Annotated in this window: 18 protein-coding genes; 2 read left to right on the top strand and 16 right to left on the bottom strand. The window is 70.8% G+C overall.

What is annotated here, in order from left to right; all coding sequences use genetic code 11:
- Window positions 1–2 precede the first annotated feature (2 nt).
- Window positions 3–1,232 carry a MucR family transcriptional regulator gene (locus tag WG212_RS08050; protein ID WP_337186563.1) on the top strand — a complete coding sequence of 410 codons (1,230 nt, stop codon included), beginning with the start codon at window positions 3–5 and terminating at the stop codon, window positions 1,230–1,232.
- A 166-nt stretch (window positions 1,233–1,398) separates the two neighbouring features.
- Here WG212_RS08050 and WG212_RS08055 read toward each other — a convergent pair whose 3' ends face one another.
- The 5 genes from WG212_RS08055 to WG212_RS08075 are packed head-to-tail and all read right to left on the bottom strand — an operon-like array spanning window position 1,399 to window position 3,520.
- Window positions 1,399–1,539: a hypothetical protein gene (locus WG212_RS08055; RefSeq protein ID WP_337186564.1), complete on the bottom strand. Its 141-nt coding sequence runs from the start codon at window positions 1,537–1,539 to the stop codon at window positions 1,399–1,401.
- Between the two features lie 40 nt (window positions 1,540–1,579).
- Window positions 1,580–2,071, bottom strand: a complete 492-nt coding sequence (locus WG212_RS08060) for a hypothetical protein (protein ID WP_337186565.1) — start codon at window positions 2,069–2,071, stop codon at window positions 1,580–1,582.
- On the bottom strand, window positions 2,068–2,787 hold the full coding sequence (locus WG212_RS08065) for an N-acetylmuramidase family protein (protein ID WP_337186566.1): 720 nt from the start codon (window positions 2,785–2,787) through the stop codon (window positions 2,068–2,070). Before WG212_RS08065 ends, WG212_RS08060 begins: the two co-directional genes overlap by 4 nt.
- Window positions 2,784–3,098, bottom strand: a complete 315-nt coding sequence (locus WG212_RS08070) for a hypothetical protein (protein ID WP_337186567.1) — start codon at window positions 3,096–3,098, stop codon at window positions 2,784–2,786. Before WG212_RS08070 ends, WG212_RS08065 begins: the two co-directional genes overlap by 4 nt.
- Window positions 3,095–3,520, bottom strand: coding sequence for a hypothetical protein (locus tag WG212_RS08075; protein ID WP_337186568.1), 426 nt, complete (start codon window positions 3,518–3,520; stop codon window positions 3,095–3,097). Before WG212_RS08075 ends, WG212_RS08070 begins: the two co-directional genes overlap by 4 nt.
- 117 nt (window positions 3,521–3,637) lie before the next feature.
- On the opposite strand from WG212_RS08075, the gene WG212_RS08080 reads away from it, so the two are divergent.
- Window positions 3,638–4,300 (top strand): PEPxxWA-CTERM sorting domain-containing protein, encoded by a 663-nt coding sequence (locus WG212_RS08080; RefSeq protein WP_337186569.1) that lies wholly within the window; start codon window positions 3,638–3,640, stop codon window positions 4,298–4,300.
- Here the strand turns inward: WG212_RS08080 and WG212_RS08085 are convergent.
- The 11 genes from WG212_RS08085 to WG212_RS08135 all read right to left on the bottom strand — a co-directional run bounded on the left by WG212_RS08085 (window position 4,297) and on the right by WG212_RS08135 (window position 16,441).
- Window positions 4,297–7,299, bottom strand: a complete 3,003-nt coding sequence (locus tag WG212_RS08085; protein WP_337186570.1) for a hypothetical protein — start codon at window positions 7,297–7,299, stop codon at window positions 4,297–4,299. The two genes, WG212_RS08080 and WG212_RS08085, sit on opposite strands and share 4 nt — an antisense overlap.
- On the bottom strand, window positions 7,299–8,486 hold the full coding sequence (locus WG212_RS08090) for a hypothetical protein (protein WP_337186571.1): 1,188 nt from the start codon (window positions 8,484–8,486) through the stop codon (window positions 7,299–7,301). The genes WG212_RS08085 and WG212_RS08090 overlap by 1 nt, the downstream gene beginning before the upstream one ends.
- Window positions 8,483–9,100: a hypothetical protein gene (locus tag WG212_RS08095; RefSeq protein WP_337186572.1), complete on the bottom strand. Its 618-nt coding sequence runs from the start codon at window positions 9,098–9,100 to the stop codon at window positions 8,483–8,485. Before WG212_RS08095 ends, WG212_RS08090 begins: the two co-directional genes overlap by 4 nt.
- A 1-nt stretch (window position 9,101) precedes the next feature.
- Complete coding sequence (locus tag WG212_RS08100) at window positions 9,102–9,224, bottom strand: hypothetical protein (RefSeq protein ID WP_337186573.1); 123 nt, start codon at window positions 9,222–9,224, stop codon at window positions 9,102–9,104.
- Between the two features lie 77 nt (window positions 9,225–9,301).
- Complete coding sequence (locus tag WG212_RS08105) at window positions 9,302–9,787, bottom strand: hypothetical protein (RefSeq protein WP_337186574.1); 486 nt, start codon at window positions 9,785–9,787, stop codon at window positions 9,302–9,304.
- Window positions 9,788–9,791: 4 nt separating this feature from the next.
- Window positions 9,792–10,481, bottom strand: coding sequence for a glycine-rich domain-containing protein (locus WG212_RS08110; protein ID WP_337186575.1), 690 nt, complete (start codon window positions 10,479–10,481; stop codon window positions 9,792–9,794).
- On the bottom strand, window positions 10,481–11,350 hold the full coding sequence (locus tag WG212_RS08115; RefSeq protein ID WP_337186576.1) for a hypothetical protein: 870 nt from the start codon (window positions 11,348–11,350) through the stop codon (window positions 10,481–10,483). The genes WG212_RS08110 and WG212_RS08115 overlap by 1 nt, the downstream gene beginning before the upstream one ends.
- A gap of 1 nt (window position 11,351) precedes the next feature.
- Entirely contained in the window at window positions 11,352–12,260 is a 909-nt protein-coding gene (locus WG212_RS08120; protein ID WP_337186577.1) for a hypothetical protein, read from the bottom strand.
- Window positions 12,261–12,262: 2 nt separating this feature from the next.
- The gene (locus WG212_RS08125) at window positions 12,263–15,295 is read right to left on the bottom strand and encodes a hypothetical protein (RefSeq protein ID WP_337186578.1); all 3,033 of its coding nucleotides are present in this window, start codon (window positions 15,293–15,295) and stop codon (window positions 12,263–12,265) included.
- A 355-nt stretch (window positions 15,296–15,650) separates the two neighbouring features.
- The gene (locus tag WG212_RS08130; RefSeq protein WP_337186579.1) at window positions 15,651–16,010 is read right to left on the bottom strand and encodes a hypothetical protein; all 360 of its coding nucleotides are present in this window, start codon (window positions 16,008–16,010) and stop codon (window positions 15,651–15,653) included.
- A 5-nt stretch (window positions 16,011–16,015) separates the two neighbouring features.
- Entirely contained in the window at window positions 16,016–16,441 is a 426-nt protein-coding gene (locus WG212_RS08135; RefSeq protein ID WP_337186580.1) for a phage tail tube protein, read from the bottom strand.
- Window positions 16,442–16,448 lie beyond the last annotated feature (7 nt).

The following is a 16,448-nucleotide window of genomic DNA, read 5'->3' on the forward strand; positions in this document are numbered from 1 at the left end:
TCGTGACCTGCCTGGAGTGCGGCCTGTCGTTCCGCTCGCTCGGCTCGCACATCAACCGCGTCCATCAGCTCAATGCCCGCGCCTACAAGATCCGCCACGGCCTGCCGCAATCCCATCCGCTCGCCGCCGCCGATCTGAGGGAGGCGCAGTCCTCGCTGGCCCTTCGTCTCGCCAGCGAGGGTGCGTTGACCTACGACCACCTCCCGAGAGCCATCGAAGCGGCTAGGACCGCCGGCCGCGGCGTCAAGTGTCCGGAGGATCGGGCCAAGCAGGCCGCCATCGCGGCGGCGCTGCCGAGAAAGCAACTCCCGCCTGGGGCGAAGCGCGCCGACGGACGCGACGCCGACCGAGCCAGAGAGTACCAGCGCGAGTATGTGCGCCGGCGCGCCAAGGTCTCCGCGCACCCCGTCATCGAAACTGCCGCCGCCGGCACGGAGCCGGCAACAGGCTCTGTCGACTGGGCGTCGGAATTGAGCCGGGCCAGCGCGGCCGGCGAAACCAGGGGCGATGTCGCCGCCCGTCTGGGCGTGACCTGGGCGCAGGTGCGTCATGCCGCGGACCGACTGGGGGTCGAACTCGGCCGCGCCAGCACTGCCTCGAGGGGGATCGACTGGGACGCCGAACTCGCCGCAGCGCTGGCTGCGGGCGATAGTGTTGGTGATCTCGTCGCGCGTCTCGGCGTCAAGGACGCCAGCGTGAGGGACGCCTGCCGTCATCGCGGTATCCGACTGAAGCGCGCAGGGAAAGGTATCGACTGGGACAACGAGCTGAATCATGCCCGCGAGGAGGGCGAAACCTCCGCTGATCTGATCGCCAGACTCGGCGTGGCCGGGGCGACCCTGCGAGGCGCCGAGCGCCGACGGGGCGTGCATGTGAGGCGGCTGCGGAGGAAGCGCGACGCAGATACCACGGCGAGGGGTATTGACTGGGACGTCGAGCTCGCACGCGCCACCGCCGACGATGAGTCACAGGTTGATGTCGCGCTTCGCCTGGGCGTCGATCGGGCCTCGGTCTACTACGCGTGCAAGCGCCGCGCTGTCGTCCTCAGGATGGCATCCTATAGAGGCTCAATCCCCCACCCGGTGGATTGGGATACGGAGTTTGCGCGCGCGAACGTGGCAGGGGAGACCATTGGCGGAATTTCCCGCCGGCTCGGCGTCAACCGGGCCAGGGTCATTGGGGCCGCCAATGTGCGGGGCTATGCGTTCCTGGCGACGCGGCCAGAAGAGTAGCCCCTTGCGCCAGCGCCCCGACCGACCCCCGGCCGGGGACGCTGGCGGTCGCTGCCAAGGGGGGGAAGGCAGGCGACGCCCCACTATGTAGCCCAGGCCCGGAATCGAAAAGGCCCCCCGGATCGCTCCGAGGGGCCTCACCAATTTGCCGAAGGCGGGAGAATGGTCAGTCTGGCGCTGGCGGACAGTCGACCCGCATCCCCGCCCGCCGGTGCCAGCGGCAGAGCCCCGCCACCTGGGCGGCCAGGTCGTCGCCCCACGCCTCGATCGCGCTGTTCAGCTCGGCCGAGGCGGCGGCCGACGTCATCGTCTCGATCGTCGGCCGGGGCTTGGGCGGAACCGCCAGGTCAGCGGCAAGGGGGAAGGTCTGCGGCCCGCGCGCCGTCGCGGAGCAGGCGCTCACGATTAAGGCGGCACTCAGGGCCAGAAGTGGGGCCATCCGGCCCGGCATGGATCGCATCGGATCGTCCTTTCGCAGCAGCGGTGTTCCGGGCGGTGTCGGCCTCGCGCTCGGCGGCCTGGCGTTCGACCCGGGCGGCGTTCGCGGCCTGGGCCCGAGCCGCCGCCTCGGCCTGGGCGGCCTTCAGCTCGGCGCGCGCGGCGTGTGCGCCCTGGCACTGGCCGACCGGCAGGGCGAGCGCCGCGCCCGCCACGATGCCGGCGGCGGCCTTCCACCAGTCGCCCAGCACGCCGCGCGCCGCGTCAAGCGCGGGGATCGAGAACAGGGCCATGCCGTCCGCTCCATTCAGCCAGTTGCGAAGTACGAGGCGCGCCGCGCGCACCGTCAGGCCGGCCGCGACCGCGAGCGTGGCCGCGACCACCAGCGCCGCGCCGATCACGCCGTCAGCCGCGCCGTCCAGGTGGCGAAGGCCGCCGCCAGCTTCCGATCGTAGCCGTTCTCGGCGTAGCGCGGCCCGTTGTAGCGGCGCGCGAAGGCCGCCCAGCGCCGGTCGCGCAGCTCGTCGTCCAGGCCCCACGCCAGCACCAGGTCGGTGAAGGCCGCCAGCTGGTCGGCCGCGCTGCGGTTCATCGCTCCGACGAAGGCGTGGACGTCGGCGAAGCCGCAGGCCTTGAAGTTGAAGCCCATGATCTGCGGCGCGCCATAGCTGGCCGACCGATAGGCGGCGTCGCGGTCCAGGCCGGCCGCATATTCGATCTTCGCCCAGTTGGCGGCGTGCCGCTCGGCGGCCGTGCCCCGCGGATACCGGGTCTTGTCCCAGGTCGGCCAGCTCACCCCGCCATGGGTGCGGTCGTACCGGCGCGCCGTGAACTCCGAGAACTTGTGGCCCTCGTAGAGCACCGTCGCCCGGCCGTCCGGGCCGAAGGGCGCGCCGGCGCTCTCCACCTCGTAGACCGCGCGGATCTCCGCCGGGCCGCAACCGAGCCGGGCGGCGGCGGCCTCGAAGTCGGCCGCGGTCAGGACGCGCGGACCGCCGCCGGCGGGCGGCGGCTCGGGCAGCGCAGGAACGGCCTCGGCGGCCTGGAGCAGCTCACCCAGCCGGGCGATCAGCCGACGGGCCTCCTGGGCCGCCTCCGGGGTCAGGACGAGGGTCACGGCCGCGGGCCGCCGTACAGCGTGGGGTCCTCCGCCGGCTCTGGCGCGGGCGCCTCGGCTCCGGCCTTCGCGCGGGCCTTCTCCACATCGGCGGCGGCTTGGCTCTTCTTGAACACCTCGACGGACTTGCCGATGTAGATCGCCCCGACGCCGGCGAAGACCGCGCCGATGAACAGTCCCCCGTCGTTGCCGTTCTCGACCCGATGGGCGACCTCGATCACCGCCCAGGACGCCGAGAACGACGTGGAGATGATCGCGAGGGGGCGGGCGATCTCACCGATAAAGGTCTGCAGCACGGCGAGGCGGCTCACGACGCGCCCCCCGAGCCCGACGCGGGTTTGGCGCGGGACCGCCGCCGCCGCTTCGGCGCTACGACGGCGGGATAGGTGGCCACCGGGCCCGCCATCAGCCGGTCGATCTCCGCCCGCAGCTCCGCCGTCAGCCGCTCGCAGGCTGCATGCCGGGCGCGCATGTCGGCCATCTCCTGGGCGTGGGCCGCCCGCATCTGGGCGACGTCGTCGCGCAGGCCCTCGACCTCGGCCTCCAGCCGCTCGACCTGGCCGCCGGCGCTCTCCAGCGCGGTGCGGACCACGTCGCGCGCGGCGGCCGCCACCTCGTCGCGGGCGATCTTGCGATCCTTGCCGCGCTGGCGCCACCACTCGAAGGCCTTGGTGACGACGCCACCCGACAGGGCGGCGATCAGCACCTCGCCCCACTGATCGCTCAGGGACATCGGACATCCTCCAGGAACATCGTGGGTTGCGGCACGGCTCGCCCCCGGCGTGTGGACTCTTGACACTCAAGCTAGAGAGGCGCCCCCTGCCGGCCTCGACCTTGGGAGGGGTTCGGAATGCGGGCAGGGTTTGCCACCGCCGCCATCGCGGCGATCCTTTCGGTCTCGGCCCCGGCCGGGGCCGCCACCATCACCCTCGGCGGGACGCTGGACTTCCTGTCCTTCAGCGGGCCGGACGCGGTGACGATCTACCACGACGTCGGCCTCACCCTGCCCGACACCTGGTCCCTGACCATGACCTTCGACGATCCCGGCGGCCCCTACTGGTACGCCTCGTCCTGGTCGCTCCAGGTCGGCGGCCTGACGTTCGACAGCACGACCGAGACGACGACCTTCGCTGAGGCCCGCAAGCTGGGTGGGGATGTCGCGTTCTCGCTGGGTTTCACGCGCGACTTCGCGCCAGGTCTGGCCGGCGATGAAGTGGCCGGTTTTGGCATCCAGTTCTTCGCGCCCCCGGATGGTTTGACGATCACAAGCGATCCCGCGTTCTTCTTGTCGGCCCCTCAGACTGGTGGCTTCTCAGTAATCCACGGCTCCGGTCGCGACCGGAGCCGGACCGGCTACAGCGCGACCAACCCCATCACCTTCGCCTTGATCGACGGCGAGTTCCTCCGCGGGCCGGGCCACATCTCGGTTCCCGAGCCCGGAACCTGGGCGCTCATGATCGGCGGCTTCGGACTGGCCGGGACGGCGCTGCGTCGTCGCCGCGCGACCGCCTAGCTGATCTTTTCGAGGAAGATCCGATCGAACTGCGGATCGCCGCCGGCCGACCCGCCCGAGCTGGTGTTCGTGCGCAGGCGGACCCAGCACGCGGCCGTGGCCGCTACGAAGGGACCGATCGGCACGGCGACGACCTTGGGCTGGTCCCCGTTGGTGATCGTCACCTCGGTCAGATAGTCCTGGCCGTCCATCGCCGAGCCCAGCCGCAGCAGGGTGTTGTTATTGGCCGCCTTGTTGAGGCCGATCCCCACATGGGCGACGCCCGCATAGGTCTCGCCGACCTCCAGGGGGACGCGGGCGGCGACATCACCGCGCAGCGTCGGGACGTTGCTCGACTTGTTCCCCCGCAGGACGCCCTGCGCCACCAGGGTCTGGTCCTCGCCCTCCGTCCGAAAGAACTGCCCCGGGTCGACCACGACGCCCGACGCGATCTGGACGATCTCGGCCGAGGCGCCCGACGTCGCCCCCGTCACAGCCTCCCCGGCCAGGAAGGGCGAGGTCACCTGCACGATGATCCGGGCGCCCTCGCGCACCCGCACCACGCCTACGCCAGAGCCCGACGAGGTCACCGTCTCGCCGGCAGTGAAGGCCGTGCCTGGCGCGCCCGACAGCGCGAAGGCGGGGTCGACGTTGGTCGAGTGGGCGCGGAACGAGGCCAGCACCTCGGCGAAGTACAGCTCGTCCGACGCCGCGCCGGTGATGTCGCACACCACGCCGGCCGCCAGCGCGGGCCGCGCGCCGATCAGGATGGGTTCGGAAAACACCGTCACGTCCCCGCAGGTGACGCTGTGCTTCAGGTAGGTCCCCAGGTCGTCGACGCCGATCACATGGCTCACGTTGATCTCGCCGGGGATCGGCGCGTCGTCGCGGTACCACTGGATGTCGAACCCGGCGCTCAGGTCGCCTTCCCAATCGCCCAGGCCGGCATAGGCCACCACGTTCTCCGACAGGTCCATAGGGTCGGCGGCCGGGACGAAGAACGGCCCCCACCAGCGCGGATACTTCGGGACGTGGATCGCCGGCAGGACCGTGTTCGTGGTCGCCCCGGCGTGCGAGCCCAGCGGCGTGAGCACCATGCGCTCGGGGCTGCTGGCCAGCTCCAAGCGTTTGGTGTTGACCGACCACGGACCCCAGCCGCTGAAAGACTGACGCCGCCAGCGGACATAGTGCTTGACCGGCGGCCGGCCGGTCTGCGACCCGCTCTCGACCTGCACGTCGGTGTCCACCCACGTCATCTGATCCAGCGAATACTGGATGTGATAGTCGGTGATATCCTCGCTGTAGTTGCCCAGGCCCGACATGTCCCAGGCGAAGCCCCCGGAGACCGGCCACAGGAAGTTGGGCGTGCGGTTGAAAGTGGGATTGGTCGAGGCGTTGGGCGTCGCCGCCTCGGGGACGCCCGTCCAGTTGGCCACGCCCAGATCGGGGCGGCGCGCGCCGTAGTAGTCCCGATGGCGCTGGAGGATCGTGGACGTCCCGCTGTCGGAGAAGACCGGCGAGGTCGAAGTCACATAAGTCCGATAGCGGTCCAGCCAGGCGAACATCGCCCCCCGCTCGGTGCGGCTGGACCAGTCCGGACTGCCGCCGTTGAGGATGCGGGCCAGCGTCTGGCCGTCCGAGGGCCGTTTCATGCGCCCGATGTTGAGCGCCTCCGGGAAGTTGGCGACGCCGGCGGACGTGGTCTCGTAGTCGGCGTCCTGGTCCGCGTTGTGGCGCGGGCTCGGGCTGGTGGGCCAGCCGTTGCCGGTGTGGATCCATATCGGCCGCGGCGGATCAGGACAGTGTTCCTCCATGTAGGCGACATGGTTGTGCTGGTGGTTGGCGTTCCACGGCACGGGCGCGCCGACCAGCGAGGCATTGGTCCAGGCCGCCTGGTGCGTCGGATTCGATTGGAACGCCATGACCTGGCCCAGCAGCTCGGGATAGGTCGGCTCGAACAGCATCGCGCCCAGGTACATGAACTGGGCGTAGCCGGCGGCCTGGCCCGCGCCGTTGAGGCCCCGGTAGCCCCGCTCGTACAGACCCAGAAGGTCGATGAAGAAACGAACCGCGCGATAGACCAGGGCGTCGTCGGCGTCCGGCCCCTCGCTCAGCAGCGCCGCCATCCAGTCGGACCAGAGGATGCCGTAACCACGCGAGTAGCCGGTGTCGTTGGCGCCCAGCGCGTCGTTGATCACCATCCGGCGCAGCCACTCGCCGAACTGGCCGTAGAACGGCCGGCAGACGTCGGGGAAGTAGCCGGGGGCCTCGCAGGCGGCCATCGTGAGCATCGAGCCGGGCAGCGACCCGCCCGGCAGCGCCCGCTTGTCGATCATCGAGACGTTGAAGCGGACGGTCTTGTCCGTGGCGCTGGTCGCAGGCAGGAACGACCCCACGGGCAGGCCCGGCCCATCGACCACGTTGAACACCGCGAAGCTGTCGAAGTGGCGCCAGCCGCCATAGGCCGGCGCGGCCGGCGGGCCTTCCAGCCCGGCCAGGCGCACGCTCTGGACCAGGGCCATGGCCCGGTCCAGGGCGCGGGGTCCTCTTGGCTCTCCGGTCCCGGGATCGATCGCCCTAGGGTGATCGTTGAGCGCGGGGTCGTAGGCGAAGATGGCCGAAGCGCTGGAGCCGCCGACCACATTGGTTTCCAGCAGCGCCTCGAAGCCCTGCCTGATGCTCTTGTCGTGCGGCGACGACAGGAGCTGGTTGTAGACGGGCAGATAGGGATCGATCATCAGGCCGCCGCCGACATAGCTCGCGCCGCTGATCGTCGCGGGCGGCGACTCCTGCTGATACGTCGGCGCCGGGACGTCCTCGCACGAGGGTGTGGTGTCCACGAGGGCGGCGGTCGGATCGACACGGGTGAACGGCCAGCCCGCCGCGTCAACCCCGATCGGGATCGGCTTGTTGAAATGGAAGACCACCCCCTGCCATTCGTAGTCCTGGAACAGCGGCATGGGGATCAGGCCGGTGGCCGGAGGCCGCCAGCCGCGCAGGCGCAGGCGCAGCGCGCCCATCAGCCGACTCCCATCAGCAGCAGGTTTCGACCACCGCTCGGAGGCGCCGCGCCAGGGACGTACGCCACCATCGAGACCGTCATGCTGGCGGTCGCCGTGGGCGTCGCCGTGGGTGCGATCAGGATGTTGACCAGGTCGTCCTCGGCCACCGCCACGCTATGGGTCGCGTCGGCGGCCGAGGTGGCGGCGTCGGCGATCGTGCAGGTCAGGTCCTGGCTGGCCCCGCTCTTGCGCAGGGCGTAGGTCCACGACTTCCCTGAACCTGGCGCGGTGACGGTCCGGGCGCGCAGCGCCCGCGCCGTGAACGCGATCGGCGCCACGCCCTGGGCGTCGGCCTCGGTGTCGCGGCCGGCGACCCCGGCGACCTGCATGTAGCGCGCCGCGGCGTTTGACAGGCCGGTGTTGCCGGTCCCGAAAAACAGGGACTCGCCATCCACGGTTGGCGCCCAGTCGAGGCTCACGCCGCCAACCGAGGAGGCGGGCAAATCTGAGATCGTGACACCGATGCTGAGCAGGTCGCCCGCGGCGATCGCCACGCTCGCCGCGCCGGAGTCCTGGGTGTCTGACCCCGAGATCGTGCATGACAGTGCGCTGTCCACACCGTTGACCCTGAGGGTGTAAGTGACCTCCTCTATCCCGCCCGGCGCCGTGTTCCGACGCGCCCGGATCTTGCTGATCGTTCCCGACGTGGGGGCGATCACCTGGACGTCGCCCTCGGCGTTGTCCGACCCCAACCCGCCCAGCGCCATGAACAGCGCCGCGCCGCTGGCGGCGTGGAACGCCACGATGATCCCCTTCCCCGGCGCCGTGGCCTCGAACACCATCCCGAGTTGGACGTTCGCCTGGGTGGTCGGCGTGCTCGTGGGCGTGCAGCGGATCATGATGTCGTCGCCCTCGCCGACGGCGACGGTGTTGACGGTGTCGGTCTCGGACTGTTCGCCCGAGGTCAGGGTGACCGCCATCGACTCCGCGGCGTTGTTCTTCATCAGCGTGAAGACATACTGGCCCCCGCCGCTCAGCTCGGTCCCCAGCCGGACCTTCAGCCGCGACAGCGTCCCGGCCTCGCAGATCGGCACGCGGGGAATCGCCGTGGACGACCCCGAGGCCGAGCCCACAGGGGCCATGAACCGGTTGGCGTTGTTGACGATCGCGTTCGGGACCAGCCCGATGAACAAGGGCGTCTTCATTCGCTGACCTCGACGTATGTGATGCCGCCCGCGATGGCGACCGACGCGCCCAGGACGTGGTTGAGCTCCTCGCCCCCGTCGGTCTCGAACCAACCGACAGGGTTGTGCGGCAGGCTGATCCCGCCGTTGGCCGCGAAGGGCATGGCCCCGGTGAGGTCGGCGTCGGCCCCCGTCTGAAACGTCACCGTCGTCGCGCCGCCCACGACGAGGAACAGCGACAGCACCCGGAACTTCTTTCCCGTGACAGCCGGTAGCGTGTCACCGCTGCCCGTCGACGAGATCGGCTTGAACTTCGGCGTCAGGTCGACGGCACCGTCGCGCAGCTTGGAGGTGTCCTGCGCCACTGAAACGGTCTCGGTGCTCTCGGCCTGGGACTGGATCGCCTCCAGCGCCGCCACGGCCGGATCGTCCGACGCATGGACCACGCGCTGGGTTCCGGCGTCGGCCGCCCCTGGCCCCGAGGCGAGGTCGCTCGCCGCGCCGTCGCCCGTGCGGATCGCCAGGCCGACGCGCTGTACGTGCTGCGCCGACACCGAGCCGCCGTTGAGGTTGGTCACCTCCTCCGTCGAGACGGTCGCGCCCTCGCCGGGCGATATCGGGATGTTGTCGGCCATGTCAGTTCGCCTTTGTCAGGATGAGGAGCAGGCCGATCGGCTGGCCGGCGGTCTGGCTGGACGGCGGCGGCCGCGAGCTCGCGGGGATCACGCCGCGGCCCAGCCCGAAGCGGGGAAGGGGCATGTTCGGAAGCTCCGGAATGGAATGAGCGTGGGGCGATGCGCGCGGCGCGCGCATGCAGGGGAGGGCGAGGGGCGCGCTCAGGGCATCGCGTTGGCGGCGTGGACCATCTCGGCGTACTGCGTGTCGGTCAGATCCAGCGCGGCTTTCACGCCCAGGGCCAGCGACGACTGGACGACCAGGTTCGGCGCATATTCGTAGTCGATCAGCGCCAGGGTGCGGCCCGGTTCGGGCAGCGCCTCCAGCGCGTCCTGAACAGCCTGCGTCAGGCCCTGCACCGCCAGGAACTTGCGCACCTTGTACATCGGCACCTCCGCCGGCAGCGGCGGTGGCGGGTCGTCCACATCCTCGAAGGTGATCGCGAACCGCGCGAGAACCGCCTCGTCCCAGCGGTCCAGCGCGTCCCAGGGGTGCGCGATCTCGCTGGCCATCAGGCCGCCGATCGGCTGGCCGCTGGCCGCCGCCTCCGCCGGCGTCTCGACCACCTTCCAGTAGGTGCGGAACGGGAAGCCGGGCGCGATCGACAGGGGTTCGCCCTGGGCGTCAGGGGTGGTGAAGATGCGCATGGGATCAGCCTGTGACGAAGAAGGTCGCGGCGCCGACGCCGGTGAAGGCGTGGATCGTGTAGCCGCCGGCGCTGGTGATCGTGCCGCCGGTGGCGCGCTGCGGACCGAGGTAGCGCACGATGACGACGCCGGAGCCGCCGGAGCCGCCGCTGGACGCGCCAACCACAACGGAATCTCCCGAACGGCATTCCGATTTCCCGCCGCCGCCCCCGCCGCGGTTCGCGACGCCGTTGGTCCCGCTCCCCGCGCCGGCCGTGGTCGGGTCCGAGAAGCCGTCGCCGCCCGACCCTGCGTTCGTTCCGCCCGGATGGCCTGTTCCGGCCCCGCTCCCGCCGTCGTAGAAGCGGCCCGCGCCCCCGCTGGACCCGTAGACCGTCGGGGTCCCGCTGATCGAACTCGTCGTGCCATCGACGCCGTTGCCGACCTGGCCCGAATGGGCGCCGCCACTCGCCGTGACGCCATTGAAGGACGACGCCCCGCCGTTGGTGCGCGCCGCACCGCCGGCGCCCACCTGCACCGCGCAGCTCTGCCCCGCGCCCAAGGTCACCGAGCCCGGGACGACCTGTCCGTCCAGGCCGCCCCTCAGCGTGTTGGTGGCATAGGCCCCGCTGTCCCCGCCGCCACCGCCACCGACGATCAGGTACTCGACGACCAGCGCGCCGGCGCCCAGCAGTTGCGTCGCCTGCGGATACATCAGGCGCCCCGCCAGACGGCGGCTTCGAGCTTGCCCCGGTCGGCGTTGTACTGTGCTGTCACCTTGCTCCAGGCCGACGCCGGGAGGCCAGGCGGCCCCACCTGGCCGAAGTCCCAGATCGACGCCCAGCTGCATGTGTAGGTGGCCGGGTTGATGTTGAGGACGTAGGTCATCCCATCGATCAGGCCGGTCGGCGCCCCCACGGTGTGGCCGTTGGCGGTCAGGGTCAGCCGGACATGGACGCCGTCGGCGACCGCGTCCCAAGCCACCGTCGCGGCGTCGGTCAGCGGCCCGAACGGCACCGCGTCGGCCAGGGCCTTCGGCGTGACGGCCGCCGCCTCGGTCACGCCCGCCCGCACCTCGGTCGCCGTCGCGCCGCTGGCGTAGAACGCCGCGTCGATCACCTGCCAGCGGTCGTGGTTCCCCGACCCGAACACGCCGTTCTCGTCCACGGTCACGGTGACCTGAGACGCCGACGCCACCGCCGTGATCTCACCGAACATCCTGATGCTGGGGTCCGTCAGTTGGACGATCGCCACCCGTCGATGCAGCGTCGCCAGGATCGGCTTCGCCTCCAGGAAGGTCACGACCTTCACCCCCGCCACCGCCGTCAGGCTGCTGTTGCTCTGGGCGACCAGGTTCGCGCCGTCCGACGCCACCGCCACGACGCCGGCGAGTTCCGACGCGGCCTCATATGTCGCCTGGGCGTTCGCCTCGGCCGCCTCGCCGACGGCCTGGTACTGCGGACCCGACGCTGCCTGCCATGCGACATAGGCATCCGCCTTCGAGACGAAGGCCGCTCGGCTGTCGGTCAGCCGCTGGGGCGGCTCCGGCGCGGGCGTGATCGAGGGGGTGGGCGTGACCGGCATGTCAGGTGTTGCTCTCGATCTGGATCGAACACAGGGAGAGGTCTGGCGGCAGGCTCATCTCCACCGCCCACTTCGCGGTCCCGAAGGCGGCCAGCGTGGTGTAGTCCTCGTCGGCCACGTACAGGCGCGGCTCGCCTCGGGCGGCGGTCAGCTCGCGTTCCACCGCGTCCTTCAGCCGGTTCTCCAGGATGAACTCGGCCGAGATGAGCTTGCGGTAGGCGCCCTTGACCAGCACCCGGTCGCCGAAGTCGTTCTCGAGCCAGCGGGTGTAGTCGCGGATCTCGGTGCGGACGCCCCACCGCGTCTGGCCGATCGGCGCCCGCTGCCCCAGCAGAAGCTGGCCGCATTCCGCATCGTCGCCGGGGCGGGCCACCGTGACGGTCAGGGTCGAACCGGCGCCGTTGGGCAGGTCGGTGACCAGCAACTCCTGGCGGAACTGCACGTCGTCGTAGAAGTAGGCGAACCAGTCCAGGACCGAGCCGGGGTCGGCAAGGCTGAACGTCTCGTCGTAGATCGGCCCCTCGATCGGGTCGTCGACCCGCACCCGCACGGTCTCCGCGCCCAGCGCGGCCAGCCAGATCGTGTCGACCCGATCCGTCGCGGGGACCTCGATCTCAACCTCGATCGCGTCCGGATCGGACGTCACCGTCGTGGTCGTGTCGTCGAACATGGCCCACGCGTTCGTCGGGCCCTCGTCGATCCACCAGGTCCCGTCGTCGTCCTCGGGGACGTGGTTCGTGTTGGAGCCCTGGGCCGACACGAACCGCTGATGGACGTTGCCGAGCACGCGATAGACCGCCTGGCCGGCGGAATAGGTTGTGAGCGCGCTCCAGGCCGCCTCGACGTCGACGACGCTGGTTGCGACCAGGGCGTCGGGATCCACCGCCACCGGGATCAGCATGGAGAACATGGCTAGGCCGCCACGGTCCGCAGGGCGTCCCCGCCCTGTGTCGCGTCATCCAGCAGCCGGAATGTCCCGCCGGTGTTGACCACGATCTGTTCGAAGTAGGGGGCGAGGCCGCCGGCGATGGCCGCGCCGAGGCCTCCGGGGTCCTGCAGCTCCAGGCCGCCGCCGAGCGCCGTGGCGGCGCCGGCCAGGGTCGCCGTCAGGGCGGCGTCGATGGGCGGGGGGATCAAGGCCGGCGGGGCATTGGTGTTGACGGCCGCCGCCACCGTGGCGAGCGCCGCCGCCACCGCTGAGGACGCCGCCTCGATCTGCGCGCCGGTCTCCCGCATCACGTCGGCCTGATCCACGATCGCCCGGCCGAGCCGTTCCTGGGCTTCGGCGAACGTCATGACGTTCAGGTTGAACAGGCCCAGAGCGGTCGCCGTGCTGGTCAGCGCGGCGATCTGCTGTTCGGCGACGCTGACCTGCGACCGGGCGGCGACTTCGCCCGCGTTCACCGCCTGCATCACCCGGCTGGTGGCCTGCGCCAGCGCCCGGGCGTTCGGCGCCGCCTTGGCTTCGGCGGCCAGCAGCGCGCGGCCCAGCTCGGGCAGTTTCGCCAGTGACTCCGCGTCGGTGCGGCCCTCCAGCTGCATGAAGGCCGCCCGCGCGACGATCAACTCCCGCCGCGGGTCGCCCGCCAGGGTCTGCGCGCGCAGGTCCTTGCGGAAGGCCGCGAGCTCGTCGGCGATGTCCGCGAAGCGGTCGCGCACGTCCTCCAGCGCCGAGATCTCGCGCTCGGCGGCCTCGGCGGCGTCGTCCCGCGCCCGCGACAGCCGGTCCTCGGCGTCGGACCGGCGGTCGGCCGCCGCCGCCTCGATCTCGGCGAGCTGTTGCTGCGCGGCCTCCGCCGCCGCCGTGGCGTCGATCACGTCGTAGATCGTCTGCTGCAGGCCGCGCAGCGCCGGGTCCAGCGCCGCCAGGGCGTCGGCCCGGTCCGCGGCCAGGGCCGCGTCCGCGTCGTGCAGCCGCAGCAGTTCGCGTTCCAGCGCCGTGCGCTGGGCCACCATCTCGGCCGCCTTCGCCGCGGCGTCGGCCGCATCCTGCCGCGCCCAGATTTCCTCCTGCAGTCCGTGCAGCGACGCGTCCAGCGCCTTCAGTTCCTCGGCGCGCCGCGCCGTCAGGGCGCCGGTCGCGTCCCCGGCCAGCTCCATGAGCTGGATTTCCAGCGCCCGCTTCGCCGCGGCCAGCTCGGCGGCCCGCCGCTCGGCTTCGGCCTTCGCCTGGGCCTTGGCCCGCTTCTTCGCCTTGCTCGCGCCGAACAAGCCGCCGAGACCGCCGAGGATGCCGCCGACGACGGCGCCGACGGGACCGAACGTAGCGCCTGCGGCGGCGCCGCTCGCCGCCCCTGACAGCGCGCCGCCGACCTTGCCGCCAATCGCGCTCCCGGCCGCGCTGGCCAAGCCGGCGACGGCTGCGAACCTGCTGGCGGCATTGCCGGACTCAGCGAACGCCCTCTTCACCCCGTCCAGCGCGCGGATCAGCCCGGAGAAGGCCCCGAACCAGTCGCCGTTGCGGATTCCGGAGATCAGGTCCTCGACTGCGTACTCCGATTGGCGGAAAGCGTTCTCAGCCTCGAGGACCTTGTTGACGAAATCATCCCAGGTCTGCTCGAACTGCGGCGCATGCTCGTTCAGGTTCTTGATGAACTGAACCTGCCGATCGTCCAGCTTTTGAAGCTGAACATCTCCGTCACGATAGGCCTTTGCCAGTTCTCCCAGCACCTTCGCTTCGTCATAGAGGCCGGCGAGATAGGCTTCGTGCGCCTTGACGATGGCCTGGCGCGCGCGGCGCTCGTTCTCCGAAAGCCCGGCGTTGGTCATCGACGACTGTTCCGCCGCGATGAACTCGCGGATCGCGCGGGCCATCTTCTCCGCCTCGGTCTCCAGGCTCTGGCGCGCGGCCTTCACCTTCTTGGCGCCGTCGACGGCCGGTTTGGCGAGGTCGTCGCTCAGGCCGGGGGCATCACGCTTCACGTCCCCGGCGGTCTTGGTCCAGATCGCGCGGATGCTGTCCGCGGCCGTCGCCAGGCCCTGCATGTTCTTGGTGACGCCGTCGCGGTAGGCTTGCGCCGCGCCGCCGAAATCCCCCTTCAGCACCCGCGTGATGATCGTCCCCGTGGTGGCGATGTTCCGGCCCATGACCGCGAACTGCGACGCCACGCCGATGGCCGCTGACGCCAGCAGTTTCAGCGTGAAGCCCAGGGCCTGGCCGATGCCCTTCACCAGGTCCGCGTTCTTGGCCACCACCACCAGTCCGTTGGTGATACCCTCCAAGGCGGGCAGCAGCGCGGTCGCGAGCTGGTTCGTCAGGCCGCCACCGACCGCCTTCAGGCGGTCCAGGTTCTCGTTGAACTTGCCGGCCGACGCGGCGGCCTCGGCGCTCAACGTGATGCCGAGGTCGTCTGCTTCGGCCCTCAGCCGGGCGATGCCGTCCGCGCCCTCGTTCAGGAACGGGATCATGTCGGCGCCCGACTTCCCGAACAGCGACATGGCCAAGGCGGTCTTGTTCGCCCCGTCCTGCATGATCGAGAACCGCTCGGCCACGTCCACCAGCACGGCGTCGCTGTCGCGCAGCGCGCCACTGGCGTCGCGCACCTCGACGCCCAGACGCGCCAGCGCCCCGGCCGCCTTGCCCGTGCCCGTGGTCGCCGCTTCCATCATCCCAGCCGACAGGCGCTTCAGGCCCGTCGACAGGGTGTCCATGGAGACGCCCGAGATCTCGGCGGCATACTTCAGCCGGCTCAGGCCCTCGACGCCCACGCCCACCTTCTGGGCCATCTCGTCCATTTGGTCGGCCGCGTCGATCGAGCCCTTCACCGCAGCCGACAGGCCCACGGCCGCCGCAGCCAGGCCCGCGCCGATGGCCGCCCCGGTGAAGCCCGCGACCTTGGCCAGCCCGCCCAGCTTCGCCTTGACGCTGTCCAGGCCCTTCGACAGCTCCGCGGTGTCGGCGCTGAAGGCGACGTGCAGCGCGCCGATGATCGACTTTCCGCTCATGGGGTGTCCTTGGAAGGAGGGGGACGGGTCTGGCTGCGGGCCTGACGCCCGAGCCGCCGCTCGGCGGCGCGCCCGACTTCGTCCATCAGCTTCATCATCGCCACGGGCGTGGTGGCTTGCTGAGCCGCGTCGGGGCGGCCCACGGCGGCGGCGGCCGTGCGCGGGAAACTCCGGCCGCTGCGGCTGTAGGCCTCGGTGAGCCAGGCGAGTTCGACGCGGCTGTCTCGGTCGGATTGTAGCGCTTCAACGCGGCCACGCAGGGCGCTCGTCAGGGTTCGGGGGGTCTGACGCCAGAAGGAGTCGGGAGGCAGGCCCAGCCGGCACCACAGGCGGTGCAGGCGATGCCAGTCCCAGCCTAGCCTTCCGGCGTCGGCGGAGGGTCCGCGAGCCCTTCGGCCGCCTCCGGGGAGGGAAAGGCCTTCTCGAGTGCGGCCAGGACCTTTTCGCCGACCTTGTCGGCCCCCGGCAGACGCAGCAGTTCCCCTGCGGGTTTCAGGGCGATGTCGGGATGGTGCGCCTGTAGGCCCGCCCACAGCACGGCTCGAGCGAACCCGATCCGCTTGCTGGTGGCGATGCGCCGGTTGATCTCTTCGATGTCGAGGTCCAGCAACTCTTCCAACTGAGCCATCTTGTCGACGTCGTACTGCAGCCAGTACGTGGTCTCCGCCTCGCCGCGACCCAGGGTCAGGGCCACGGCCATCGCGCCCTTGCTCATGATCCTCAGCTCCGCGCGACCGCACCGTCGACCGACAGGTCGAGGGTGGCTTCGTACGGCTGGCCCACTTCCGCTTCGGCCGGATAGCCTTCGGGGGACGACAGGAAGGTGCGGGTCGCGCCGCCGGGGTTGAACGTCAGGCGGGTCGAACGGCTCTCGCCGGAGTCGATCCAGTCTTCGATGAAGTCGTCGGTCGGGCTGTCCGGGATCCAGTTCAGGCCGTAGGTCACGGTCCCGTACTCCTTGAGGCCCGACCGCTTCTCCCGCGCCCGATTGGGCGACTTCATGTGGGTGACGTCGTGCTTCTCGACCTGCGGGTTCGGCTTCATCATCGTCTTGATCTCGGCCAGTTCGAAGTAGATCCCGGACCCGGCGGCGGTCTCGACTTCGAGCGTGCATTCATAGGCGACTTCCACTTCGGACGCGGACATGGCGCTC

Source organism: Phenylobacterium sp. (genome assembly GCF_037189685.1).
In the GTDB taxonomy this organism is placed as follows: domain Bacteria; phylum Pseudomonadota; class Alphaproteobacteria; order Caulobacterales; family Caulobacteraceae; genus Phenylobacterium.